Source organism: Bradyrhizobium sp. JYMT SZCCT0180, assembly GCF_018130165.1.
In the GTDB taxonomy this organism is placed as follows: Bacteria; Pseudomonadota; Alphaproteobacteria; order Rhizobiales; family Xanthobacteraceae; genus Bradyrhizobium.
In genome coordinates, this window is sequence record NZ_JAFCLZ010000003.1 from 236656 (window position 1) to 260435 (window position 23780).

Here is a 23780-nt window from a genome sequence, read left to right on the forward strand (position 1 = left end):
CATAGTCCATCAACGACGACAGCTGATGGGTATCGCTTCACTCCACCCATCCTACAGTTGGCTATTACGTCTTCGGCTCCAACCCTTACGGGCATGTTTACAACGAGGCGGTTCCTCAATGGCGAATGTCGGTGTCATGTCGACTGCAGCTGCGAATCTCGTCCGTAATTCCGTCGTACTCGCTTCTTCGTTGTTGTTCTTTATGGCAGTACTGGCAGGCTGCCAGCCCGCTACGTCCGAAGGCATCAAGTTCGGCTGGTTTTACCGGATGGTCGTCGAACTATCCCACGGCGGCGAGCCGCTCAATATCGAAGTCATTATCGGCTGCGGCTCGCAGGTCAGGCAAATCCCCGGCGAAGGGCGAAGCGCGCGCGCGGTTTGGGCGCCTTACCTCTACGGAGTTCGCACAAAAAACGGCGAGGGGATTTTGGTGCAGAGCCCGAATATCTGCGACCGGGAACTCGCCAAGCAGCCGATGCCGGCGGATTTCTTGCCAGTGGTGTTCTGGGCCCCCGACGCCGGCAATCTCGAATTCATGATCGCCTATCTGCACGAACAGGCCTACGCGCAGCCGGTCGCAAAGCTCAAATTCCATAAGGCTGCTTTCACCGAGGTAACCAAGGCCGATTACGAAGCCTGGGTTCAGACCAAATGGAAAGACAACATCGTCCCGCTCGGCGACCGCGGGGATGAATACAACAAAGGACAAAGTTTCTTTCGCGGCGCAGGCTTCTTTCCGAAGGGCGATCCCAGGAACGTCGAGACACGCAGGCCGTCCTGTCACGCGATGTTGCGCGTGCCGATCACAGGGATGCTCCAGGACAAGATCCGCGAACGATGGCCGGCGGACAAGCCGCGTTATTGGCTGATCGATGGATCGACCATCTTCACGCTGCAGAATCAGTATCCGGATCAGTTGGGCGGCGGCGTTCGGTCGGGAGCGCAATGGAATCGTGAAATACCAGGGTCTCAGCCGAGTTTCTTCCGGGGCACAGGGGTCAACCGCCCGTCGGGTCTCGGCCACATCGAACCCGTTGCGTCCGCGGTCGCTTCCGGACAAGGATTGCGAATCCCCTATCGCGTGGAGACCGGTTATCCGTGGGCAAGCGATCGCCTGTTCTCGCAAACGACGCTCGATATCGACATCGACACGGCCAACGGCGCGGACCACGGTTTCGCTTACTGCTTCCGCGATATGTGGATCCACTATCTCGTGGAGCACGTTCCCAACGGTCGAGCGCGTGCCGTGGAGCAGCGTTTCTTCATCGACGGTCAGCTCGTTGCAACATTACCGAATGCCCTCGCCGTCGCGCCTGGCGCGGCGATCGTCGAGCACGACCAGTATCTGTGGTTGAGTGATCTTTCCCCGTTTCCGCTGACGCACGAACTTGCGAGGATGCAATGAGCAATTGTAGCCCGGATGAGCCAATGGGGATCGCGCGAATGCGCGCCCGATAACAGGCTCCGCGACATCCCGGGCCCTTGCCGTGATCTGATGCGGGCTACGCGCCGGCTATTGCGTTTCCAGCGTAAAGCCGATCTTGAGGGCTACCTGATAGTGCGCAATCTTGCCGTCCTTGATGTGCCCTCGGGTTTCAATGACTTCAAACCAATCCATGTTCCGAACTGTCTTGCCGGCCAGTTCGACCGCGGTGCTGATGGCATCCTCAATGCTGGTTTGGGAAGAGCCGACGATTTCAAGAATTTTGTAAACATGATTTTTCATGTTGGAGCCTCCCGGCCGATTGCGCCCCTTGATGCATCCCTTCGCCCCGACCGAAGGCGGCGATGCGACAACGACAAGGGCTGTCGTGATGATTTCGCAAACAATAACCAGATGCAACCGGAGTGGTTCCCATGCAGGCGCATCTAACGGTCTAATTCGGATGTCGTCCCATCCTGTTATTGCGAGCGGAGCGAAGCAATCCATCTCGCTCCAGGCTGTGGCATGGATTGCTTCGCTCCGCATGCAACGGCGGCTGAGTGCGACAAAACAACCCGACGGGCAAATCAGTTCCGAATTACAGAAATCGTGTCAAGTCAAAAGATTCCGAAAATCAAAAATATTCTTGTTGCCATCAGGCCCAAATCAGTGCGCATCTATCGCCATCCCGTCCTATCAAGAGGGGCGTCGGCCGTCGTCACGACGAGGGACGGGGATGCGGTGGACGTTGACGTTGCGATTGACGGTCGCGGCTGATGCGTACGGCAAAAGCGTGTGGTCCTGGCGCCCGTAACGGCGTCAAGTCTTTCGGGAGCTAACGCTTCCGAGGGGCGACGGTGGCAATAGAGGCCGTCTCACCGGGGAGAGCGCGTCATAAGCCGTAAAGCCATTGCGCAGGGAATGTCGGATGCTCTCCGCTGCCCTGTATGCTCGTGTGCAGCCTACTTAGCACAATTCGCACACGAGACCGCGGGTGCAGCGCGCATCCGGCATTCCCTGCGCCCTCTGACTTCGAGGGGGCGAAAACTTCCTGCAAACCTCGGGCGACCAGCGCCGCGAGCCGTTGACGCACGTCTGTTTGCTTTGACATTGAATCCGGAACTGCGCAGATATGGCGGGCTGACCCCAGGCCCGCTAGACCGAAAGCCCCATGACGCCTCCCGCCACCGCTTTGCCCGTTGAATTGCCGCCGGCGTTTCTCGGCGTGTCGCAATCGGCGACCGGAAAATTGTGGCGCGACCGGCTCGATGCCAGGGGCGCGGCGAAGGCGCTGGCGATCGTGCAGCGCTACCAGCTGCCGGAAATGCTGGCGCGGGTGATCGCGGGCCGCGACGTCGAGATCGACGCGGTCGAGGATTTTCTCGATCCCACCATCCGCAAATTGATGCCGGATCCCCACACCGTGACGCAGATGGAGACCGCGGCCAAACGCATCGCGGACGCGGCCACGCGCGGCGAGAAGGTCGCGATCTTCGGCGATTACGATGTCGACGGCGCGACCTCCGCGGCGCTGCTGACCTGGCATTTGCGCCATTGCGGGCTCGATCCCTTGATCCACATCCCCGACCGCATCTTCGAAGGCTACGGGCCCAATGTGGAGGCCGTGCGCGCGCTTTCGGGCAAGGGCGCGACATTGCTGGTGACGGTCGATTGCGGAACCACCAGCATCGAGCCGCTGGCGGAAGCACGAAAGCTCGGGATGTCCGTCGTCGTCATCGATCACCATCAGACCGGCGACGAACTGCCCGAAGTCGACGCGCTGGTGAATCCGAACCGCGCCGATGATCTCTCCGGCCTCGGTTATCTCGCCGCCGTCGGCCTCGTGCTGGTGACGCTGGTCGCCGTTAACAGGGAATTACGCGGCCGCGGCTTCTGGAACAGCGAACGGCCGGAGCCGGACCTTCTGGGGATGCTGCATCACGTGGCGCTCGGCACCGTGGCCGATGTCGCGCCGCTGACCGGGCTCAACCGTGCGTTCGTCGCCAAGGGCCTGATTGCGATGCGTCGCCGCGACCATGTCGGGCATACCGCGCTGATGGACGTATCGCGGCTCAACGGCCCGCCCGAGGCCTGGCATCTCGGCTTCATGCTGGGGCCGCGCATCAACGCCGGCGGCCGCATCGGCCGGGCTGATTTGGGCGTACGGCTGTTGCTGGAAGGCGATATCTCCGAGGCCGCGCGGATCGCCGCCGAACTCGATCGGCTGAACTCCGAGCGCCGCATCATCGAGCAGGCGGCGGAAGCGCAGGCCGAAGCCGAGGCGCTGGCTTCGCTCGGGCTCGAGGACAAGGGGTCCGTCATCGTCACGGCCTCCGAAGGCTGGCATCCCGGCGTCGTCGGCCTCGTCGCCTCGCGGCTCAAGGAAAAATTCGCGCGGCCGGCGTTTGCGATCGCGCTGGAGCCGGGCGGCATCGGCACCGGTTCCGGCCGCTCGATCTCGGGCGTCGATCTAGGCAAGGCGGTGCGGCAGGCGGTGAAGGAAAAACTGCTGATGAAGGGCGGTGGACACGCCATGGCCGCGGGCGTGACGCTGCGCAAGGAAAAGCTCGCGGAGTTTCGCGCCTATATGGAAAGCGCGCTCGCGGAAGACGTCGCCAGCTCCCGTCACGAAAACGAGCTGTTCATCGACGGCGCGGTCAGCGCCCGCAGCGTGACACCGGAGTTCGCGGGCATCCTGAACCGCGCCGGGCCGTTCGGCGCCGGCAATCCGGAGCCTGTGATCGCACTGCCGGCGCATCAGCTGGTCTATGCCGACGAAGTGGGGCAGGCGCATCTGCGCGTGCGCTTCAAATCCGGCGACGGCGTCATCGTCAACGGCATCGCGTTCCGGTCCGTCGGGCAAAAGCTCGGCCACGCCCTGACGCAAAACCGCGGCCAGCCGCTGCATGTCGCAGGATCGCTCGCGGTCGATCGCTATCAAGGCACCGAGCGCGTGCAATTGCGCGTGATCGATGTCGCCGTGCCCGATCAGGGACCGGCCCTGATCAGGTAGGATTTCCACATGAACGACTCGGCTGAGGACGCCACTCCACCATCATTTGTCGGCCCTCATGATGGGCGCGAACTACAGCTGATGCTGGAGGGAAAGAAGCATCTCAGCATGTTTCTGATTGAGGATGACGTCGAGTATGAGGATTATCCCGACAAGCGCTTTGATGCGCTCACCTTGGAAGGCAGGTTCGTCAAGGACGTACGGGTTGAGAGATTTCCGTTGGTCGATGGTGCCGAAATGGGCACGCGCCGTATTCTCTATGCGACCGCCGGCGAGGCGTGGCGGATTCCTGCGATGCTGATGATTCAGGATATTTACCGGACATTGGTGCCGGGCTGGCGACCGGATCTGGAAAGGGCAATCGGCTGGTTGCTGGGATATGATCGGAGCGACGTGGAGCTATTCGTCGAATGGCTTGCCAGGCGACATGGCTAGCACCAGGAAGCATTCAGTAATCAAGTAGACCTTCAATAAGAAAAAGCAGGAGCAGAAAATGGCAGGACAGGTTCAGGGAAAAGTCGCACTTGTGACCGGCGGCGCATCCGGCATTGGCGCGGCATGCGCCGAATTGCTGGCGCGCGAAGGCGCGTCGGTGGTGGTCACCGATGTCGATGAGCTGAAGGGGCCGGAGGTTGTCGCCGCGATCAAGAAGGCCGGCAACGAGGCTGTCTTCCTGCAGCAGGACGTCACCAGCGAAGCGCGCTGGATCGAAGTCGTAGCCGAGGTGATGAAGCGCTATGGCCGGCTCGACGTGCTGGTTTCCAACGCGGGCATCGGCATCGCGGTGCCCTCGATCACGGAGATGTCGCTGGAAGACTGGCGGCGGCAGACCGCGATCAATCTCGACGGCGTGTTCCTGTCGGTGAAGCATTGCCTGCCGGCGATGCGCAAGACCGGCGGCGGCTCCGTGATCATGATGTCGTCGCTCGCAGGCATTCGCGGCGCGGCCAGCCTGTCCGGTTATTGCGCGACCAAGGGCGGCGTCCGGCTGTTTGCGAAAGCGATCGCGATGGAATGCGCGACGTTCGGCGACGGCATCCGCGTCAACTCGGTACATCCCGGGATCATCGACACGCCGATCTGGGGCAAGATTGCGACCGAGGCGGCGGGGCGCGGCCAGAACGCGCCGATCGATCCCGAGGAGCGTGCGAAATTCGCAACGCCGCTGGCCCGCGCCGGCCATGCCATGGACATCGCGAAAGGCGTTTTGTATCTCGCCTCCGATGCGTCGAGCTACGTGACAGGGACGGAACTCGTGATCGACGGTGGCATGAGCGCAGGCGGGGTCGCGCGGCCGGCGCAATGACGAAGTTTGTCCGTCATTCCGGGGCGATGCAAAGCATCGAGCCCGGAATCCATAACCACGATCGTGAGTATGGATTCCGGGCTCGCGCTACGCGCGCCCCGGAATGACGAAAGCAATTTAAGAGCTAACCGCCTTGCCGCAACCGCCCCAGCACCTTGAGCCCGCCGTAGCCATCGGCCGGCAACAGGCCCATCTTGGTCTGGTAATCCCGAACCGCCTTCATGGTGTCATTGCCGACGCGGCCGTCGGTGCCGCCGGTGTCGAAGCCGGCTTTTGTCAGCCGCGTCTGCATCTCCTGCACCTCGGCCAGCGTCAGCGCGCGTTCCGAGCCCGGGAAGGGATGAATGAACGGCGGCGCGCCGAGAATGCGGTCGCCGAGATGGCAGATCGCAAGCGCATAATTCATCGATGGATTGTAGCTGCGCACCGCATAGAAATTCGGCCCCAGCAGGAACGTCGGTCCGCCGGCGACCGGCACCCACAATTGCGCGGATGCATTCGGTTGCGGGAACGGCTTGCCGTCGGCGCGGGTGACGCCGGCGCTGGCCCACGCCGCATAGGTGCGGTTGCCGCTGCCGGACGCACCGCCGGCGCGGACCTCATAGCCCCAATGTTCGCCGCGGTGGTACTTGCCGCGATTGACCAGATAGCGCGCGCTCGAGCCCAGCGCGTCATCGGGCCTGCCGAATGGCGAAACGCGACCGTCCTTGTCGTAGTCCATGCCGACATTGAGCCAGACTTCCGGCATCCACTGGGTATGCCCCATCGCGCCGGCCCAGGAGCCCCGCATTTCCTCCGGCGTGCCCCAACCGCGGTCGACGATCTTCAGCGCGTTGATCAGTTCGGTTTCCCAATAGGCGCGGCGGCGCGGCTCGTTCCAGGCCAGCGCGGCGAGCGAGGGAAAGATCGGGCGCATATGGTTCTGCTGCACCAGGGGATCGCCATAGGCGGATTCAACGCCCCACAGCGCCAGCAACGTGCCGCGCTCGACGCCAAAGTCCTGCTCGATCCGCGTGAACAGCGCCTCGTTCTTCCGGAGCGCTTCCTTGCCCGCGGTGATCCGCCAGTCCGAGGCGCGGCGATTGACGTATTGCCAGATCTGCTCGTGGAATTCGGGCTGCTTCTGCATCTGCCGGAACACGGACATGTCGGGCTCGATCCGGCCCATGACGCGGCTCCAGGTCGCGTCCGATATGCCTTTCGCCAGCGCGCGAGCGCGGAATGTATCGCGCCACGCGTCGAAGCCGGGCGGCGCTGCGGCCAACGCGGCAAGCGGATTGGCGAGCACAGTAGCGGCGCCGATACCGGCTTGCAGCAGGGCGCGGCGGGTCGGCGATCTCAGAGAATCGAAGGGTTCCATGGCGGTATTGTACGGGGCAGGATGCGCTCACCAAAGCGCATTTGCGTGGCGCTGTCGTCGCAGCCGGAACGCGGAACTCCGGAAGGTAGAATAGCCTCCCTAGGCCTGCTGAAAGTGTGCGGCGACCCGTGCGAGCCAGCGCCGGATTGTCGCCTGGGCGGAGGCCGAGAGCCCGGCCGCCAGCCGCCGTTCCACCGCCTGGACGTGACGGCGGCATTTGTCGAGCAGGACAGTGCCGCGCCGGGTCAGTGTCCATTGCAGCACCCGGCCGTGGATCGGGTGCGGGGTCTTCAGGATGGCGCCGTCGCGCTCCAGATTGCGGATGATGACACCGACGGTCTGCGGGGTCAGCAGCGCGACCCGCGCGAGATCGGCGCCCGACAGGCCGGGATAGGCCCGCAGCATCGTCAGCACCACGAATTGCGGCGTGGTGACGCCGAGTTCGGTGAGCGCCCGCTCCAGCGTCAGCCGGGTCGCAGCCTGGGCCTGCCGCAGCAAATAGGCGAGGTGGCCTTGCTCGCCGCGCTTGCCTTCGCCGGGCGGCGGCGGGCGGATCATCGCGAGCACGGGATCGCCGGCGTTTTGTTTCCGGCGCAGGTGAGGGCCTTTGCGAGAGGATTTTCGGCGCGCAGGTTTTTTTGCGGCGGCGGCTTTTTTGGATTTTTTGGCCGCCGTTTTTCGTGGCCGGCGCAGTTTGGATTTTACCGAAGTTCTGATCTTGCGCGCCATATAAGGGCTCTTATAATAAATCAGTACACTGATAACAGAAGGCAATGAACATGTCACATGCCCGCAAGGAGTATAAGGATTTCATGGCGCTGGCGCCCGAGGCCTATGAGGTCGTGCTGGCGCTCGGCAAGGTCGCGGCCGCGGCGGGCATCGACAAGCAACTGCTCGAACTGATCAAGCTGCGCGCCTCGCAGATCAACGGCTGCGCGTTTTGCGTGCAGTATCACATCCTGCAAAGCGAGAGCCTCGGCGTGCCAGCCGACAAGCTCAACCTGGTGGTGGTGTGGCGCGAGGCGCCGCAATTCTCGCGCCGCGAACGCGCGGCCTTGGCGTGGACGGAAGCGCTGACGTTGCTCAGCGGCGGCGTCAGCGACGAGGTCTATGCGCAGGCGAGCGCCGAATTCTCGGAAAAGGAACTGGCCTATCTCACCTCGGCGATTGCCTCGATCAACGTCTGGAACAGGTTCGGCGCCGCCTTTCGCTGGACCCCGCCGGCGCGGCAGAAGCCGGTCGGTGCTGCCGCGTCCTAGTTGTCGCCCTCGCCACCTTCCTGCGGGTCGGGCCGGAGAACGTCTTCCGGCCGGGCGTGGGCGACAGCGGCCGGCGCGACAGGGTCGGTGCCGAGCTCGCGCCCGCGGCCGCGCAGCAGGCGCTCATAGGCCGAGATCAGCGTGGTGTAGGGATTGACCCAGATCCAGCCGTCCCGCGTGAACACCTGAACGTCGAAATGCAGATGCAGCGAGGTGCCGTTGGGAAAGTCGAGATAGTTCGAGGCGACGCCGATTTTTTCACCCTCGGCGACCTGGCGGCCGTTGAGAATGCCGTCCGCGTCCAGGCTGGACGGGTTCATGTGCATGTAGCGGAAGCGGATGTGTTCGTTACGGGTGTTGACCTGCAACGTCGCCGCCTGTTGTTTCAGCGAACGGATCAGGACGCCGTCGCGAACCGCGACAACCGCCTGCTGCTTCGGATCGCAACTGCCCGGGCTTTCGCCGTTCTGCGCCATGCACGCGCCGGGACGGATGTCCTGCCCCTGATGGCCGAAACCGGCGGCGCATTGGCCAACCTCGAAACTGCGCGCCTCGCAGAAATTGTCCTGCCAGGGATATCCGCGTTCATCGGGTTTTCGTTTGCCGAAGGATTGCGAGCGGGCGAAGGCGGGCGCCTTTTCCAGCGGAAACCGGATCTGCGAATAGGCGGTGAGATCGGTGCGGCCGCCGCGCTTGCGCGCGCCGCTGTTGGCGACGATGTCGCCGCTCGGGCGATAGGTGAAGTCGGGCGAGGGTACGATCGGCCGCTCGGCAATCTCGGACGAAACATCCCGGCGCGGCCGCGACGGCTGTCCGCCGGCGATGCGCAGCGCCTTGAGGAAACGTTCGGCGACCGGATAGGCCTCGCGGCAGGCCAGCCGCCGCGGGCGCGGCGTCGAGTCGAGGCACTGGATCGACACCACATAGGGCACGCCGAAGCGCGTGAAGGCGAAGCGCACATAGCCTTCGCGGATGAAGCGCCGCAGGTCCGGGAATTGCGCCGCCAGCGCCTTGACCGGCTCGCCCTTGCCGGCGAGCGGGTCGGCGAGGTCGTAGGTCAGGATCGAGCCCGTGATCTGCACCTCGACGGGCTTAGCGTAAGTCCGCTGCGGCATGCCATCGCCCGCGCCCGGCTCAAGCGAAAACATCGCGTCGTAGCCGGCGGCGCCGGCGTGGAACAGATCGGCCGGGCGAAAGTCGGCCTGATAGCGCGATACCGAGATTGTGTCGGGGACGCCGTTCTGGCGGGCATCGAGATAGCTTGCGGTGTCGAACGGCAACAGCACCGGAACCGGACTGCGTCCGATCCCCGGGAAGACGGGGGAAGTGATCGCGTTCAGTTGCATCAGCGCCGGCATCGAGCGCGGGTCCCAGCGGGGCGCCCGCCGCTGGCTGGCAAAGGTGAAGGCGGACACAACCGCGGGCTGGGTATTGATCTCGGAGCGGAGCTGATCCAGCACCGCGCGCCATTCGACGCGGATGGCCGAGATCGAAGGGGTCCGGAACTCGTCGGCCGAAGCGCCGACGGTAAGCAAAGAGAAGGCTGCCAGCCAACAGGGCAGCAAGCGGACAGCCTTCGTACCCAATGCATCGCCCCCCGGCGCATGCCCCGATGTCTAACTTTGGCGCCTAGTCCTTGGCGCGCTCGACGTAGGAGCCGTCCTCGGTCATGACCACGATCCGCGTTCCCGTTCCGACGTGCGGCGGCACGTTGGTGCGTACGCCGTTGGAAAGGATAGCAGGTTTGTAGGACGAAGACGCGGTCTGACCCTTGGTGACCGGCTCGGTTTCGACAACCTCCAGCGTTGCGCGCTGCGGCATCTGGATCGCCACCGGAACCATGTCGTGCAGCGAGAGCTTCACCGACATGTTCTCCTGCAGATAGGGCGCGGCCGAGCCGATGATTTCCTTGGACACCTGGACTTGGTCGAAGGTCTCGCCGTTCATGAAATGGAAGCCGTCGGCGTCTTCATAGAGGTAGTTGTAATTGTGATCCTCGATCGTGGCCTTCTCGACCTGGTCGGTGGTCTTGTAGCGTTCCGAAATCTTCACACCGTCGCCGATCCGGCGCATTTCGATCTGACTGACCGGAGTTCCCTTGCCGGGATGGATGTTCTCGGCGGTCAGAACCACATAGAGCTTGCCGTCTTGCTCGATGACGTTGCCCTTGCGAATTGAACTGGCGATGACTTTCAAAGCGGTTTTCCTGAATTTCTGGCCTCCGACCGGTCAGGACAATTGTGTCCGGCGGCCGCCTGAGGCGGTTTCGGGCTGCAACATACTGATTTGCCCCCCAGATACCAGCCTTTTGCGGCCCGTTCCGGCAGGTTGCCGTGGGTCCCGATCGCAGGCCTGCTTCCTGGTTATTTTCGCTTGGGGCGAGGGGACGTGAAGGCCTCGGCGTTGTGCGCGGCAAAGGCGGCGGGGACCGTAAATGTCCCGGTTTTCAGGTCATAGGCGCACCACCAGTCCTCGATATAGGGCCGCGGCTTGTCTTCGCCCTGGGCGTCGAAGGAGAGGCTGATCACGACGTAGCGGCTATCCGGCCAATGCAGGCCCAATGAAGCGTAATTGTCGTCCATTCCTTTGACGAGCGCGGCAAAGACGTGACCGAGCGAATCGCGGTCCTTGGGGTCGCGACGCAGCTTTTTGGCTGCCGGCGAGTTCCAGAAATAATCCCAGGCCATCTCGCTCAGCGGCTTCGGCGTGGCGGAGGAAAATTGAAATCCGTTCCGCCGGTACAGAAACAGCGTCTGGAAACCGGCACCGGTTTTCTGCATGCGCACCAGCCACTGGCTGTTCGGGGTAAAGCGAAAGCCGGCGGGGTAGCCGGCGAGATCGATGCCTTCACCAGCATTCAGCAGCGAGGGCTGTCGACGCCCCTCGTCGAAGGTCCAGAACTGGAACAGAAAACCTTCATCGCCCTTGTCCGCGGCATATTGCTCAACCCGAATTTGCCTGTCGGGTGAGGTGAAAATGTCATCCGCATCCGTCTTCAGTTTGAACTCAGGCCCGGGGCCGGTCGCGCTGGCGGGCGCTGGCGTGGTGACGATGAGCAACAGCATACCTGCCAGCAGAAGCCCTGTTCGTCGTAACCAACCGCCAGACATGCGTGCATTCCGTTCCAATTTGCTGCCCATTGGACGCCCCAATGGGCGCGAGGTTCAGGGCGCAGCTTCAAGTTCGCGGCGCCGATTGCGCGAATGGACAAGACGTGCGTCTTTCGACATGACAGACGGAACCGGATGCGGGGGTATCCGCGGTGTTTCCCGGCATGCCTGCTTTCCAGCGGAGAAAATTGAGTAGTGTCAATGATATCCGGCGATATCCTGAACTTTTTCATCGGTTCATGCGCCGCTGCAGGCTCGCGCGCCGCTCAGGCTCGTTGCTGATGGCCGGGATCGACCAGCCATCGCCATGGTGGTCGCCGGCGCGGCATGCCGACCGGAAGCCGTTCCTGATGGCGCGGGCCGCGATCACGAAGGGCTTGCGGGCCTGGTTCGACGAGCAGGGATTCGCCGAGGCGGAGACGGGCATCCTGCAGGTCTCGCCGGGCAATGAAACGCATCTGCATGCGCCCCAGACCGCACTGACCGGTGCAGACGGAACCCGCGCACAGCGCTATTTGAGGACTTCACCGGAGTTCGCGGCCAAGAAACTGCTCGCGGCGGGCGAAGACAAGATATTCGAGTTTGCACGCGTGTTCCGCGACCGCGAGCGCGGCGATCTTCATTTGCCTGAATTCACCATGCTGGAATGGTACCGCGCCAACGCGGCATATGACGCCATTATGGCCGACACGATTGTGGTCATCGCCCATGCGGCGCAGGCGACGGGCATCGGGCAATTCTCGTTTCGCGGCCGCATCGCCGATCCCTTCACTGAACCTGAATTGCTGACGGTCGCGACCGCGTTCGAGCGGTTCGCCGGGATCGACTTGCTGGCGACGGTCGCGGATGGCGAAGGGGATCGCCGGGCCCTCGCCGAGGCGTCAAAATCGCGGGTGCGGATTGCGGACGACGACACCTGGTCCGATATCTTCAGCAAGGTCCTGGTCGAGCATATCGAACCAAATCTCGGACAGGGGTGTTTGACGGTACTGTTTGAGTATCCGGTGCCGGAGGCAGCGCTGGCGCGCGCGAAGGCGTCCGATCCGCGTGTGGCCGAGCGGTTCGAGATCTACGCTTGCGGCGTCGAGCTTGCGAACGGATTTGGCGAATTGACCGATGCCGCCGAACAGCGCCGCCGTTTTGCGCAGGCGATGGACGAGAAAGCGCGGCGTTACGGTGAGCGCTATCCGCTCGACGAGGATTTTCTGCAGGCGGTCGCCGTGATGCCGGAGGCCAGCGGTGTCGCGCTCGGTTTTGACCGGCTGGTGATGCTGGCAAGCGGTGCGCTCAGGGTGGATCAGGTGGTATGGACACCACCGGCGGGAGAAGCATGAACAGGATCGATCCGAAATTGGCGGCGACGTTGCGGCAACCGGCGGAACTCGTCGATTGCGGGCTGGCGCCGGCGGCTGAACTGGCCGATCTCGAACGGGTTGCGGCGCGCTACGCGATCGCGGTGACGCCGGATATCGCCGCGCTGATCGATAGCGAGGACCCAAACGACCCGATCGCGCGGCAGTTCGTTCCAAGCACGCTGGAACTGGTGCAGGAGGCCGGCGAGCGCGCCGATCCGATCGGCGATGACGCCCATTCGCCGGTCGCCGGCATCGTCCATCGCTATCCGGATCGCGTGTTGTTCAAGCTGGTTCACGTTTGCGCGGTGTATTGCCGCTTCTGTTTTCGCCGCGAGATGGTGGGCCCCGGCAAGGCAACGGCGCTGTCGGACAGCGCCTATCGTGACGCGCTCGATTATATCGGTGGTCACCCGGAGATCTGGGAAGTCATCCTGACCGGCGGCGATCCCCTGATGCTGTCGCCGCGCCGGTTGGCCGAGATCATGGCCGATATCGCCGCCGTCGATCACGTCAAGATCATCCGCCTTCACACCCGCGTGCCGGTCGCGGCTCCCGCGCGAATCAGCGACGAGATGGTCGCGGCATTGAAGGTTGGTGGCGCCACGACCTGGGTCGCGGTTCACGCCAACCATCCGCGCGAGCTGACCGCGGAGGCCCGCGCCGCTTGCGCCCGGCTCGTCGATGCCGGCATCCCCCTGGTGAGCCAGTCGGTGCTGCTCCGCGGTGTCAATGACGATGCGGCGACGCTGGAAGCCCTGATGCGGTCCTTCGTCGAATGCCGGATCAAGCCGTATTACCTGCACCATGGCGATCTCGCGCCGGGAACCGCACATCTTCGCACTACGATCGAGCAGGGGCAGGAATTGATGCGGGGCCTGCGCGGACGCGTTTCCGGGCTATGTCAGCCCGATTACGTGCTCGATATTCCCGGCGGCCACGGCAAGGCGCCGATCGGCCCGCATTATTTGTCGCATCCAAATTCCGGGGAACGTGAACTATCCTCGGAAGCGCGTTATCGTGTCGTCGATTATTGCGGTGACGTTCACCTCTATCCGCCGAAGCCATGAACCGGCGATGACGGATGGGGATGAGGGAGGGCAGAAGCCGCCGGAAGACGAGAGCAGCCGCGCCATCGAAAACGCGGTAATGCTGGCTTTCTTCGCGGTGCTGGTAGCGACCGGTATCTGGTTGCTCAGCACCATGGCCGATGTACGAAGGGCGCAGGATTGCGCGGCCCAGGGGCGTCGCAATTGTGGAACGATTGATGTTCCGGCGCGATAACCGGAATGAGAACGGGAGAACCAAAATGCGAAAATTAATCCTGTCGGTGGCGCTTCTGGTTCTGACCGGTAGTCCGGAGGTGTTCGCGCAAGGCTCGTCGGTGCCGAAAAATTCGGACAAAGTGATCCAGGCGCCGATTGGTCATCGCCAGCCACGCGCCAGCGACGTTCCCGAACCGAAGAACATGAACGATCCGAACGATCCCCTGAGCAAGGAAAATGCCCTGCTGGATCGCAAGATCAAGAGCATCTGCCGCGGCTGCTAGGCGGCGGTGCAAGGACCGCGCGCCCCAGAACCATGGTCCACGGCCTGACCGGCCAGAGTCCGCTTAATCGACTTGAGCAGACTCTGGCCGTAACGTTTTGTTCGAGTACGACTTCTTAAGCCGACCGTTCATTGAACGGCCGGCGTGCCAGGCTCCGTCTCGCCTCGACGGCGTCGGCCAGGACGTTGAGCGCCTGCACGGTGGTTTCCCAGTCGATGCAGCCGTCCGTGATGCTCTGACCATAGGTGAGCGGCTTGCCCGGCACGACATCCTGGCGGCCCGCGACGAGATTGCTCTCCATCATCACGCCCGTGATGCGTGTTTCACCAGCGGATATCTGCTGCGCGATGTCGGCCGCAACCAAGGGCTGGTTCTCGGGCTTCTTGCTGCTGTTGGCGTGGCTGGTGTCGATCATGATCCGCGGTGTCACGCCTGAACGGGTGAGTTCGGCCGAAGCGGCATCGACGCTGCCAGCGTCATAGTTCGGCTTGCTGCCGCCGCGCAGGATGATGTGGCAGTCATCATTGCCGGTCGTGGCGGCGATCGCCGAACGTCCGCCCTTGGTGACCGCCATGAAATGGTGGGGATGCGACGCCGACTTCACGGCCTCGGCCGCGATGCGCACATTGCCGTCGGTCCCGTTCTTGAAGCCGACCGCGCAGGAAAGCCCGGACGCGAGCTCGCGATGGATCTGGCTTTCCGTGGTTCGCGCGCCGATCGCCGCCCACGCCACCAGGTCGGCGATGTATTGCGGCGTCGTCATGTCGAGGAATTCGGTGCCGGCCGGCAGACCAAGATTGTTCACCGCCGAAAGCACGTTGCGGGCGAGACGCAGGCCCCTGTTGATGTCGAAGCTGCCGTCGAGGCCGGGATCGTTGATCAATCCCTTCCAGCCGACCGTCGTGCGCGGCTTCTCGAAATAGACCCGCATCACGATCTCGAGGCGGTCGGCCAGCCGCTCGCGCAGAGCGACGAGGCGTTCGGCATAATCCACGGCCGCAGCGGGATCGTGCACCGAGCAGGGGCCGACAACGACCAGAAGCCGGTCATCGGTTCCGTTCAGGATCGCGTGGATGGCGTTGCGTGCCGCCATCACGATGCGCGTGGCGGTCAAAGTGCGCGGTATCTCGCGCATGACCTCTTGCGGCGTCGTCAGCTCTTTCAGTTCGCTTATTCGAAGATCGTCGGTGGTGCTCAACACGGCTCTGGCTCCTGTTTTGAAGAACCTGCCGGCCAATAAAAAAGCCGCCAGGATTTGGCGGCTGTTCGGACTTTTTGCTGCAATTATTTAGATTGCGCGTGATCCTCCCACCGCCAGCGAGCTGTCGAAGCTAAAATACCAATAGTTGCGGGTGGCGATCATGATCATGGCCGGCTCTATAGCTCACGCATCGGGACTTGTCATCCCCCAATCGGCGGGGGAATTGGCTCGCGCGGCGCCAGCCCGTGTCAGGCCTTGCGCGCGGCGAGCGCCATGCCGACCAGCGACGCGCCGCCAAGCACCAGGTTGATCCCGACCAGGAGACCGATCGCCCATTCCGCTGAACCCGGAAGACCAGCAATGATCAGGAACGAGATCAGGATGTCCATCAGTCCCGAGACCAGCAGCCAGGACCAGCGCCCGGACAATTCGCGGCGGTGCTCCAGCGCGTACATGATGGTGGTGACGCCTTCGACCAGGAAGTAGGCGCCGACGATGATGGTCAGCGTCAGCACGCCCTGCATCGGCCGCGCCAACAGCACGAGGCCGGCAAGCACGGCCAGCGCTGCGGAAAACAGCGACCACCAGAAGCCCGGCATCTGCCGGGCCCAGTAGGTGACGACCAGCCCGGCGATCCCGCTGATCAGGAACATCCAGCCCAAGAAGATTGCAACCGCCAGGCTTGCCAGCGGCGGCACGATCATTGCGGCCAGGCCGAGCACCGCAAGCAGGATGCCTTCGAACAGGAAGGCTTTCCAATGCGTCTTCACGGCGGCGCCCATGTCGGACTGCAATTTGGCGATGTCCTTGGGAAGCCTATCTTGGGGAAGGGTCATCACAGCTCTCCCGGTACGCACGGGCCGATACTAGAGCGTTTTCGAGCGAACAGGAATGGTTGGCGCAAGGAATTGGCGCAAGGAAAACGCGTCCAACTTTAGCTGACGCGCTAACCAGCCTCGCTCGCCGACGAAAAGCCCTCCGACGTCGTTCGCATCCGGTTCCGGCCAAAGACGTAGACAGCCGTGGTTGCGACCAGCAGCGCGAGGCCGAGCAGGATCGATGTGAAACCGATCGGGATCAGCACCAGCGAGGCGTTGCGTTCCGGGTTGATGAACCAGTGGTGCAGCGAGGTCAGCAGGAACGACACGCCCGCAAAGCCGGCGCCGCCGCCCACGACCAGTAGCGCCCACATCCGCCGCAACTGGCTCAGCCGCTCGCGCGCGATCTCGGTGCGCGGCGCGTGATGGCGGCCGACACGCCGCACCAGCCGCGCCGCAAATCCGATCGAGCTGAAGCCGATGATCAGGCTGGCCGTTCCCAGCAGCATCCGCGTGGTGGAGCCGAGATCGGGATGCTTTTGCAGAATCAGCAGCGGAAAATCGAACGCCGCATGCAACGCGACGGGCGCAAACAAGGCCAGCATCCAGCTCGAGATGCGGGCGAGGTCGCGATTGTGCCGGTTGGCACCGAGTGCGGTACCGGCGCGTGCGATCGCGATATAGGCGCCGGCGATGATGCCGAGCGCACCGTGGAACGGCACGGTGAGGACGCTGCGCAATGCCGCCAGCGATCGCCACATGTCGGCGTGCTGCACCAGGTAAGCGAGATTTTCGTAGGCTGCGAATCCGAGGCCCGCGGCCGCGCCGTAAACAACAGTGTCCATCGGATCGGCATAGGTGCGGCGCTTCCACGACACTCCGATGATCACGAGCACCTTGACGATCTCCTCGGGCGCGGCAACGCCGAACACCGAGCGGAGCCCCTGGGTCATCCAGGGATTTCCGGGGACTGCGAGAATCGCGGCAAACGGCGCCCGTGCGATTCCGAGCAGCGAAATACTGGCCGCGCCGAGGACGAAGGCCATCCACACCCGGGCGGCCGGCCCGGGACGCTCGTCAGCGGCGATGACCAGCCACAGCAAAAGCAACGCGGGCGCGATCGCGGCGACGCCGATGACGGTCGGGAGGGATTGAAGCAGGAGCATTCAGGGGACTTTGTTCGAATGGATCGAAAATGGCCGTAAATTCAGCGCTTTGCAAGGAAGGCAAACGCGACTTGTTGTCGCCAAAGGCGAAGGGTACGGGCCGACTAACCGAGCGTTTGGAAATGGGTTTCCCAGCAATTCGGGAGCGGGCAGGGGCGTTGATCAGGGGAACTTCGAGCCCGACTCTTTCCTCCTGACTGTGACCGCCACGCCACAGCATTAACTGCGTAATTCCTCTACAACCATTGGCAGCAATTATCGCCCAAGGGGAATCAACATGAAGAAATTTGCACTGGGAATGCTTGCAGCTGTCGCGATGACCGGATCAGCTGTTGCGGCTGACATGGCTCCCCGTTACGCCAAGGCGCCGCCTCCGGCTCCGGTCGTGGTGTACAACTGGACCGGCTGCTACATCGGCGGCAACATCGGCGGCGGCTGGGCACGAACCACGCAGGATCGAGTCGGCATCGTCAACGTCGGACCGGTTGTTCCGGCCACCAATTACGGTGGGAGCGACGGTAGCGATTTTGTCGGCGGCGCTCAGATCGGCTGCGACTACCAGTTTGCTGGCAATTGGGTGCTCGGCATCCAGGGCATGTACAACTACGCGCGCATCGACAGCTCGCATTTCCTGACGGCCTTCCCGACGTTCAGGTCGGATGTCAACACCAAGGACATCTTCACGGTAACGGGCCGCCTGGGCTACCTGTTCACGCCCCAGTTGCTCGGCTACATCAAGGGTGGTGGCGCCTGGACCAAGACTGACTATGAGATCTTCCAGCCGGGTGGCGTGCTGCTGTCCGAAACCGCTTACGGCGTCAGCCGCAGTGGCTGGACCATCGGCGGCGGTCTCGAATGGATGTTCGCTCCGGGCTGGTCGGTGTTCGGCGAATACAACTACATGGATTTCGGTCACAAGGACGTCGTGTTTGCGACTGCGCCCGCCGCCGTCGGAAATCCCGACATCGTGCGGACGAAGCTGGAAGTTTCCACGGCACTGGTTGGCGTGAACTACAAGTTCAACTGGGGTGGCCCGGTCGTCGCAAGGTACTGAGCCTTCAAGGACTGAGCCTGGTACCCGGTACTGAGTTCTTCCCGAGACTAATTAAAAGCCCCGGCATCGTCCGGGGCTTTTTTTGTTCGGGCAAACGCGCGGAGATCGCCGTTGGTCGACGCGCGGCGGCGCGCTTAGCCCGCCAACAGGCGCCGGCAGGCGTCGACAAACACCTCGGCGCCGGTGACGATGTCGGCGTCTTCAGTGTTCTCGGTCCAGTGATGGCTGATGCCGCCGATCGAGGGCACGAACAGCATGCCTGACGGCATGATGGTCGAGAGAATCTGGGCATCGTGCCCGGCGGCGCTGGGCATGCGGATCGACCTGCCGCCGGCAAGCGCCTTGCTCGCAGCTTCGATCGCTTGCTGGAACGAGGCGTCCATCATCGCGGGCGCGCCGGTGCGAATGCGCTCCACCGCAACCGTGCAGGGGCCGCGCGCACTGACATCGGCGGCCATGCTTCGCAGCAGATCCTCCAGGCGATCGATCACCGCGGGGTCGTCGTCGCGCATCTGGAACAGCATTTCCGCAGATCCCGGGATGATGCTCGGCGCACCCGGATCGAGCCTGATCGAGCCGGTAGTCCAAACCGTGCGCTGGCCACAGGCTTTTGGAAACCGTTCGTCGATATCGACGCAGAATTTCGCCAGGGCGAGGCCAGCGTCCTTGCGCACGGCCATCCGCGTCGCGCCCGCGTGGTTTTGCTCGCCGGTGAAGGTGATCCGGTATTGCCAGATACCGACGATGGAGGTGACGACGCCGATATTGAGCGCGCCGCCCTCGAGGGTCTGGCCCTGTTCGATATGCGCCTCGAGATATCCGATGTGGCGCCCGCGTTCGGCTGACGCGCGCGGGCGGCCGGCGAGGCCGACTTCGCGAAGCACCTCGCGCATGGTGCGATCGCTGTTGCGGTCGCGCGCGGCGTCGACGTCAGCCTCGGTGAGCGCGCCGACATAGGAGCGGCTGCCGAGGAAGTTGCCGAAATGGCCTTCCTCATCGCACCAGGATGCAACCTCGACGGCGCCCTTGATGCTCGGATCCGGATTGATGACGCGGGCGGCTTCAAGCGCATAGATGACGCCCAGCGGACCGTCGAGCCAGCCCGCGTAATTCTGGCTTTCGAGATGCGAGCCCGCCAACAGCTTCGGGCCAGGTTTCGTGCTGGTGCCCAGCACATTGCCGATGCCGTCGATCTCAGCCGTCAGTCCCGCCTCGGGAAGCCGCTGCACCAGCCATTCCAGCGAGCGCATATGCGGCTCCGAGAAGGTCGGCTTGTGAACACCGGTCTTGTGGGTGCCGATGCCACGCAGCGCATGGAGGTCGGCGAGGACGCGGGCGCCGTCGAAGGGCAGGGTCTTGTTGGGCATTGCTGGTGCCTCTCCTTGATGGGCAGTCAGGGGCCGGCCGGCTTGCGATAAGCATCCTTGGTCGCGAGCCTTCCATCGCGAAACGTATAGCACTCGACGCCGCGTTGTTCGCGCTGCTCGCCGGTGGCGCGCACGGTTTCGCTGACACGGAACGTCATGAAGGTCATATCACCGGCGTGATGATAGGCCACGTCATGGAAGCGTTGCGCCGAGAACAGGGCCTTTTGCTCGGCGAGATGTTCGGCAATGGCGGCGGCGCCGGCGAGGGATTTGGTCACCGCCAGACCATCGTGAAAGGTCCAGAGAAAGTCAGGCGTCACCACGGAATAGAGCGCAACCATGTCGCCCTTGAAGAGGGCGCGCGCGAAGCCTTTGAACAGATCGTCGCGTTCGGTGGAGGAGGGCGCCATGATTTTATTCACGCTCCAACAATCCCTGGAGTGAGAAAGTGTACCGGCTGATGAGGATTTTTTCGATCACGTGCGAGAGCAAAGCGAACCGGCGCGAACGAGTCAAATCTCTATTATTTTGAGGCGGTTGTCCCGCGACGACGCGGCGGGAATGGTTCAACAAGCGCGATGCCGTTCATCAGAATGTTTGCTTCGATCTCTTGACGGATTTTAAATCTTCTGCGCATACCAACGCCCCTTCGCCGGAATCCGCCGGCGCTCTTAAGGACCGAAGCCATGTTGAGCCTACGCTCACATATCGTCGCGAAAGCCGCCGCCGCGCTGCCGTTTATTCGGCCGTGCGATTGGTCGCGCATGTGCGTGGCGAAGCAAGGTCCGAGCTATCTGGCGCCCGAAAATCTCGGGACCAGCAGGACAGCAAGAGCGTAAACCGGCAGCGGGAATCTACCCTCTGCCTCAAGGCAGAGAGCGAAGATGACCCGCGACAGCACCACAGGACTCGAGGACCGTGACCGCCAGAGGATTTTATCCTCGCCGGTGGCGCATGCCTTCGTGCGCATCGTGACGCAGCGCCGGGGCATTTCCGAGGCCGAGCAAGTCTATCTCGATTACATCAACCGAGCGCAGCCGGCGGACAATTGCCGGCGTCGTGAGGACGCCTGATCATTTCAAGCGATTTCGAATTCAGGATGGCCGTCCCTGCAAGGACATAGGACGGCCCGCTGATCCGGTACTGGTCCCCTTTGGTGGGGCGGCAAACGGTGGTTTCAGGGCAGCGAAGCAATTTCTGTTGGCCGGGGTTGTCCCGGCCGTTTGTAAATTTTTTTCAAGCTGGCGTAGCTCAGATGGAGAGCAGCGGTTTTGTAAACCGAAGCGCGGAGACTCGAGCCCTCCCGTCAGCACCAATCGTCGAGTGTGATTTTCAATACGTAACGCGAGCGTGGCGAAACTGGTAGACGCACCGCACTCAGACTGCGACGGGCTTGCCCGTGGGGGTTCAATTCCCTCCGCTCGCACCATCATGCTCCCGTAGCCAAGCGGCAAGGCATCGGTTTTACGCGCCGACACACGCTCGTTCGATCCGAGCCGGGGGCACCAATCATGCGCTTTTAGCTCAGAGGCAGAGTACCGCCGCGACATGGCGGTTGTCCGCGGTTCGATTCCGTGAAGGCGCACCAATTCACGCTCTTGTAGCACAATGGCAGTGCGACCGCTCGATAAGCGGTTGATGCAGGTTCGATTCCTGACGGGAGCACCAACCGAAAGGAAGCCGACATGAGCATCGCCTTTACGCCTTTGACGGAACGCAGCGATGGCAAGGCACATCTTGCGAAACCGGCGGGGCTTGCCGCCGCAAACCATCACAACGATGGATCCGGAGCGTTAAACCTGACTGGAGATGGAGCGGCCTTTTAACCCGTGCGCAAGTGGTTCGAAACCACCCGGATCCTCCAATCAAGGACCAGTGCCCCCAGCGGCCAAGGGAGCGGATTCTTAATCCGTCGACGCAAGTCACCGTCGGTTCGAGTCCGACCTGGTCCTCCAGCCTTCGCTCGCGAAGTGAGTGAAGGCTGCCGCGCCGAAGCCCCACTTGGGCGAAGGCGGGCGCGGCCCCGCGAGCTACGGCTCGGCAAGCCACACGCCCCTTCCTGCTACGCGTGGCGCAGCCACGCGGGGCCTGAAGTCGAAGCGTGGTTCCAAGAAGGCCCTCCACTTGGAAAAAGACTCCTGCCCAGGTCAGGATCACACAAGCCCTGCGGCCGTGGTGGAACGGTAGACACCCGCGCTTGAGGGGCGCGCGCCTTGTGCATCCGAGTTCGAGTCTCGGCGGCCGCACCATTTTGCAGAACTCAAATTGCTCTCAAGCTGCTCCTGGACCCAGCTGGTGACGGGGCTCGACTGTCGATCGAGTTGCGGCGAGTTCGATTCTCGTCGGGGGCGCCACTTTGAATTCACGTCGAAGAATTCCGCCATCAGTATCAACGCGAGGAGGTTTTCATGTTTCAGAATTGCTCCGCGCTTGTGCTCAACGCGGATTTCCAGCCGCTGAGTTATTTCCCGCTCAGCCTGTTTGGTTGGGAAGACGCCATCAAGGCGGTCGTCAAGGGATCTCACGTCGTCGTTGCTGAATACGACGAGGTGGCCCGGAGCCCGTCGATCCAGATGAAGTTGCCGTCGGTGATCGCGCTGCGCTGTTATGTGCGGCCGCCGACCAGGGTTGCCTTCACCCGGTTCAACGTGTTCCTCCGGGATCACTTCGTTTGCCAGTATTGCAGCGTTCCGCACCGCCCGAGCGATCTTACCTTCGACCACGTCTTGCCGCGCGCCGCCGGCGGCGTGACGTCATGGGAGAACATCGCAACGGCATGCAGCCCCTGCAATATGCGGAAAGACACGCGGCTGGAGAAGCCTCGCCGGAAGCCGTTCGAACCCACGGTGCATCAACTGATGGCGGCGCAGCGGCACTTCCCGCCGAACTTCCTGCACGAGACCTGGCGCGACTTCCTTTACTGGGATGTCGAACTCGAGAACTAAGCCGCCGGCCACGGCCGGCGGTACTCACCACGTAGCTCAACTGGATGAGCACGACCATCCGAGGGTCGAGGATGTAGGTTCGAGTCCTATCGTGGTGGCCAGGATTGATTTCCAGAACGTGCGGCTCCTGCCAACGCACAGCTTCGCTTCTGCGGCAGGCTTTCGAGACATTTGGGTAACGCCAAGTCTGGTGACTGAGCGGGCCTGTAAAGCCTGCGCCTTTGCGCACGCGCGGTTCGATTCCGCGGTTACCCACCATCCCTTCGGCTGATCGGCCAACAGCCGCCTAAACTCGCGGACCTGGTATATTGGGAGTGCCATGCGCTGCCCGCGCATTGATAGCGGTTCGATTCCGCTGGTCCGCGCCATCTTGCGAAACTGCGCGCGTCGCGCAATTCGCCGTCCAGAAAGCTAATCCAGTGAAAGCATCGGTTTGAAACGCCGGGGAGGTCAGGGCGGCACTGACTCTGGACACCATCACGGGGAGTGCACAAGGGTGCATTTGATCCTTGCAAGATCGAAGCGGCCGGGGCGGTACCGGCACTCTCCACCATCTCATTCCCGTCGAGCCATCTCGGTGAGGGCGCCCGGCTGTTAACCGGGGTAGCGCGGTTCGAAACCGTGGGCGGGAGCCAATGCCGTTTGTCGGCGATTACCATCATTGACCTGTAGCTCAGTTGGATTCAGAGCGCCGCGCTACGAACGCGGAGGGCGGGGGTTCGAGTCCCTCCAGGTCGGCCAAAGTTGACAGTCTGTAGGGGAGCCTGGCCGTCCCTACCTGCCTTGGAAGCAGGGGATCGCTGGTTCGAATCCAGCCAGACTGACCACATCCGATTCAAAACCAAGCGGGGCGCTCG

General features: G+C 62.9%; 24 protein-coding genes and 14 tRNA genes. 27 read left to right on the forward strand and 11 right to left on the reverse strand.

Features of this window, described 5'->3' with window-relative positions; translation table 11 throughout:
* Window positions 1–25 precede the first annotated feature (25 nt).
* A complete protein-coding gene (locus JQ641_RS06065; protein WP_211995027.1) occupies window positions 26–1405 on the forward strand; it encodes a hypothetical protein in 1380 nt (459 codons plus the stop codon).
* Between the two features lie 108 nt (window positions 1406–1513).
* Here the strand turns inward: JQ641_RS06065 and JQ641_RS06070 are convergent, their stop codons facing one another.
* Window positions 1514–1726: a dodecin gene (locus tag JQ641_RS06070; RefSeq protein WP_211995265.1), complete on the reverse strand. Its 213-nt coding sequence runs from the start codon at window positions 1724–1726 to the stop codon at window positions 1514–1516.
* Window positions 1727–2594: 868 nt separating this feature from the next.
* Here JQ641_RS06070 and recJ point away from each other — a divergent pair.
* Genes recJ through JQ641_RS06085 form a run of 3 tightly spaced genes read left to right on the forward strand, consistent with a single transcriptional unit; the run spans window position 2595 to window position 5742 of the window.
* Window positions 2595–4436: a single-stranded-DNA-specific exonuclease RecJ gene (gene recJ, locus JQ641_RS06075; RefSeq protein WP_211995030.1), complete on the forward strand. Its 1842-nt coding sequence runs from the start codon at window positions 2595–2597 to the stop codon at window positions 4434–4436.
* A 9-nt stretch (window positions 4437–4445) separates the two neighbouring features.
* Window positions 4446–4871, forward strand: a complete 426-nt coding sequence (locus JQ641_RS06080) for a hypothetical protein (RefSeq protein WP_211995031.1) — start codon at window positions 4446–4448, stop codon at window positions 4869–4871.
* Between the two features lie 58 nt (window positions 4872–4929).
* Window positions 4930–5742, forward strand: coding sequence for a glucose 1-dehydrogenase (locus tag JQ641_RS06085; RefSeq protein WP_211995032.1), 813 nt, complete (start codon window positions 4930–4932; stop codon window positions 5740–5742).
* A 124-nt stretch (window positions 5743–5866) separates the two neighbouring features.
* Here JQ641_RS06085 and JQ641_RS06090 read toward each other — a convergent pair whose 3' ends face one another.
* Both JQ641_RS06090 and JQ641_RS06095 read right to left on the reverse strand, forming a co-directional pair.
* Window positions 5867–7102, reverse strand: a complete 1236-nt coding sequence (locus tag JQ641_RS06090) for a lytic murein transglycosylase (protein WP_211995035.1) — start codon at window positions 7100–7102, stop codon at window positions 5867–5869.
* 99 nt (window positions 7103–7201) lie between these two features.
* Window positions 7202–7660 (reverse strand): MarR family winged helix-turn-helix transcriptional regulator, encoded by a 459-nt coding sequence (locus tag JQ641_RS06095; protein WP_211995266.1) that lies wholly within the window; start codon window positions 7658–7660, stop codon window positions 7202–7204.
* A 221-nt stretch (window positions 7661–7881) separates the two neighbouring features.
* Between JQ641_RS06095 and JQ641_RS06100 the strand changes: the two genes are divergently transcribed.
* Entirely contained in the window at window positions 7882–8361 is a 480-nt protein-coding gene (locus tag JQ641_RS06100) for a carboxymuconolactone decarboxylase family protein (protein ID WP_211995267.1), read from the forward strand.
* Here JQ641_RS06100 and JQ641_RS06105 read toward each other — a convergent pair.
* From JQ641_RS06105 to JQ641_RS06115, 3 genes are all read right to left on the reverse strand, one after another.
* Complete coding sequence (locus JQ641_RS06105; protein ID WP_249150242.1) at window positions 8358–9926, reverse strand: M23 family peptidase; 1569 nt, start codon at window positions 9924–9926, stop codon at window positions 8358–8360. The two genes, JQ641_RS06100 and JQ641_RS06105, sit on opposite strands and share 4 nt — an antisense overlap.
* A gap of 64 nt (window positions 9927–9990) precedes the next feature.
* Window positions 9991–10557 (reverse strand): elongation factor P, encoded by a 567-nt coding sequence (gene efp, locus JQ641_RS06110; protein ID WP_211995039.1) that lies wholly within the window; start codon window positions 10555–10557, stop codon window positions 9991–9993.
* A gap of 167 nt (window positions 10558–10724) precedes the next feature.
* Complete coding sequence (locus JQ641_RS06115) at window positions 10725–11501, reverse strand: hypothetical protein (protein ID WP_249150224.1); 777 nt, start codon at window positions 11499–11501, stop codon at window positions 10725–10727.
* Window positions 11502–11752: 251 nt separating this feature from the next.
* Here JQ641_RS06115 and epmA point away from each other — a divergent pair, with 251 nt between their 5' ends.
* From epmA to JQ641_RS06135, 4 genes are read left to right on the forward strand one after another with little or no spacing between them, the layout of a single operon-like run.
* The gene (gene epmA / locus JQ641_RS06120) at window positions 11753–12805 is read left to right on the forward strand and encodes an EF-P lysine aminoacylase EpmA (RefSeq protein WP_211995042.1); all 1053 of its coding nucleotides are present in this window, start codon (window positions 11753–11755) and stop codon (window positions 12803–12805) included.
* Window positions 12802–13893 (forward strand): lysine-2,3-aminomutase-like protein, encoded by a 1092-nt coding sequence (locus tag JQ641_RS06125; RefSeq protein WP_211995044.1) that lies wholly within the window; start codon window positions 12802–12804, stop codon window positions 13891–13893. Before epmA ends, JQ641_RS06125 begins: the two co-directional genes overlap by 4 nt.
* Window positions 13844–14107 (forward strand): hypothetical protein, encoded by a 264-nt coding sequence (locus tag JQ641_RS06130; protein WP_211995277.1) that lies wholly within the window; start codon window positions 13844–13846, stop codon window positions 14105–14107. The genes JQ641_RS06125 and JQ641_RS06130 overlap by 50 nt, the downstream gene beginning before the upstream one ends.
* A gap of 25 nt (window positions 14108–14132) precedes the next feature.
* Entirely contained in the window at window positions 14133–14372 is a 240-nt protein-coding gene (locus tag JQ641_RS06135) for a hypothetical protein (protein WP_211995047.1), read from the forward strand.
* A 115-nt stretch (window positions 14373–14487) separates the two neighbouring features.
* On the opposite strand, the gene JQ641_RS06140 is transcribed toward JQ641_RS06135, so the two are convergent.
* The 3 genes from JQ641_RS06140 to JQ641_RS06150 all read right to left on the reverse strand — a co-directional run bounded on the left by JQ641_RS06140 (window position 14488) and on the right by JQ641_RS06150 (window position 17557).
* Complete coding sequence (locus tag JQ641_RS06140) at window positions 14488–15573, reverse strand: 3-deoxy-7-phosphoheptulonate synthase (protein WP_211995048.1); 1086 nt, start codon at window positions 15571–15573, stop codon at window positions 14488–14490.
* 248 nt (window positions 15574–15821) lie between these two features.
* On the reverse strand, window positions 15822–16409 hold the full coding sequence (locus JQ641_RS06145; protein ID WP_211995049.1) for an HdeD family acid-resistance protein: 588 nt from the start codon (window positions 16407–16409) through the stop codon (window positions 15822–15824).
* A gap of 110 nt (window positions 16410–16519) precedes the next feature.
* Window positions 16520–17557, reverse strand: coding sequence for a PrsW family glutamic-type intramembrane protease (locus JQ641_RS06150; RefSeq protein ID WP_211995052.1), 1038 nt, complete (start codon window positions 17555–17557; stop codon window positions 16520–16522).
* Between the two features lie 277 nt (window positions 17558–17834).
* On the opposite strand from JQ641_RS06150, the gene JQ641_RS06155 reads away from it, so the two are divergent.
* Window positions 17835–18611 (forward strand): outer membrane protein, encoded by a 777-nt coding sequence (locus tag JQ641_RS06155; protein ID WP_211995055.1) that lies wholly within the window; start codon window positions 17835–17837, stop codon window positions 18609–18611.
* Window positions 18612–18745: 134 nt separating this feature from the next.
* Here the strand turns inward: JQ641_RS06155 and JQ641_RS06160 are convergent, their stop codons facing one another.
* Both JQ641_RS06160 and JQ641_RS06165 read right to left on the reverse strand, forming a co-directional pair.
* Complete coding sequence (locus tag JQ641_RS06160; protein WP_211995058.1) at window positions 18746–19978, reverse strand: Zn-dependent hydrolase; 1233 nt, start codon at window positions 19976–19978, stop codon at window positions 18746–18748.
* A gap of 26 nt (window positions 19979–20004) precedes the next feature.
* The gene (locus JQ641_RS06165; RefSeq protein WP_211995059.1) at window positions 20005–20400 is read right to left on the reverse strand and encodes a nuclear transport factor 2 family protein; all 396 of its coding nucleotides are present in this window, start codon (window positions 20398–20400) and stop codon (window positions 20005–20007) included.
* A gap of 462 nt (window positions 20401–20862) precedes the next feature.
* On the opposite strand from JQ641_RS06165, the gene JQ641_RS06170 reads away from it, so the two are divergent.
* The 17 genes from JQ641_RS06170 to JQ641_RS06250 all read left to right on the forward strand — a co-directional run bounded on the left by JQ641_RS06170 (window position 20863) and on the right by JQ641_RS06250 (window position 23750).
* The gene (locus JQ641_RS06170) at window positions 20863–21051 is read left to right on the forward strand and encodes a hypothetical protein (protein ID WP_211995060.1); all 189 of its coding nucleotides are present in this window, start codon (window positions 20863–20865) and stop codon (window positions 21049–21051) included.
* Window positions 21052–21218: 167 nt separating this feature from the next.
* Window positions 21219–21293: transfer RNA gene (locus JQ641_RS06175), tRNA-Thr, on the forward strand.
* Between the two features lie 29 nt (window positions 21294–21322).
* Window positions 21323–21407: transfer RNA gene (locus JQ641_RS06180), tRNA-Leu, on the forward strand.
* Window positions 21408–21411: 4 nt separating this feature from the next.
* A tRNA-Val gene (locus JQ641_RS06185) sits at window positions 21412–21486 on the forward strand.
* A 5-nt stretch (window positions 21487–21491) separates the two neighbouring features.
* Window positions 21492–21566: transfer RNA gene (locus JQ641_RS06190), tRNA-Val, on the forward strand.
* Window positions 21567–21572: 6 nt separating this feature from the next.
* Window positions 21573–21646: transfer RNA gene (locus JQ641_RS06195), tRNA-Ile, on the forward strand.
* Between the two features lie 17 nt (window positions 21647–21663).
* On the forward strand, window positions 21664–21804 hold the full coding sequence (locus tag JQ641_RS06200; RefSeq protein WP_211995061.1) for a hypothetical protein: 141 nt from the start codon (window positions 21664–21666) through the stop codon (window positions 21802–21804).
* Window positions 21805–21847: 43 nt separating this feature from the next.
* Window positions 21848–21933, forward strand: a tRNA-Lys gene (locus JQ641_RS06205).
* Between the two features lie 211 nt (window positions 21934–22144).
* A tRNA-Leu gene (locus tag JQ641_RS06210) sits at window positions 22145–22227 on the forward strand.
* Between the two features lie 29 nt (window positions 22228–22256).
* A tRNA-Asp gene (locus tag JQ641_RS06215) sits at window positions 22257–22332 on the forward strand.
* Window positions 22333–22386: 54 nt separating this feature from the next.
* Window positions 22387–22923: an HNH endonuclease gene (locus JQ641_RS06220; RefSeq protein ID WP_211995062.1), complete on the forward strand. Its 537-nt coding sequence runs from the start codon at window positions 22387–22389 to the stop codon at window positions 22921–22923.
* 25 nt (window positions 22924–22948) lie between these two features.
* Window positions 22949–23024 (forward strand) — tRNA-Arg (locus JQ641_RS06225).
* Between the two features lie 72 nt (window positions 23025–23096).
* Window positions 23097–23181: transfer RNA gene (locus JQ641_RS06230), tRNA-Tyr, on the forward strand.
* Between the two features lie 36 nt (window positions 23182–23217).
* Window positions 23218–23291, forward strand: a tRNA-Gly gene (locus JQ641_RS06235).
* Window positions 23292–23482: 191 nt separating this feature from the next.
* Window positions 23483–23558: transfer RNA gene (locus tag JQ641_RS06240), tRNA-Asn, on the forward strand.
* 27 nt (window positions 23559–23585) lie between these two features.
* A tRNA-Arg gene (locus JQ641_RS06245) sits at window positions 23586–23664 on the forward strand.
* Between the two features lie 7 nt (window positions 23665–23671).
* A tRNA-Pro gene (locus JQ641_RS06250) sits at window positions 23672–23750 on the forward strand.
* Window positions 23751–23780 lie beyond the last annotated feature (30 nt).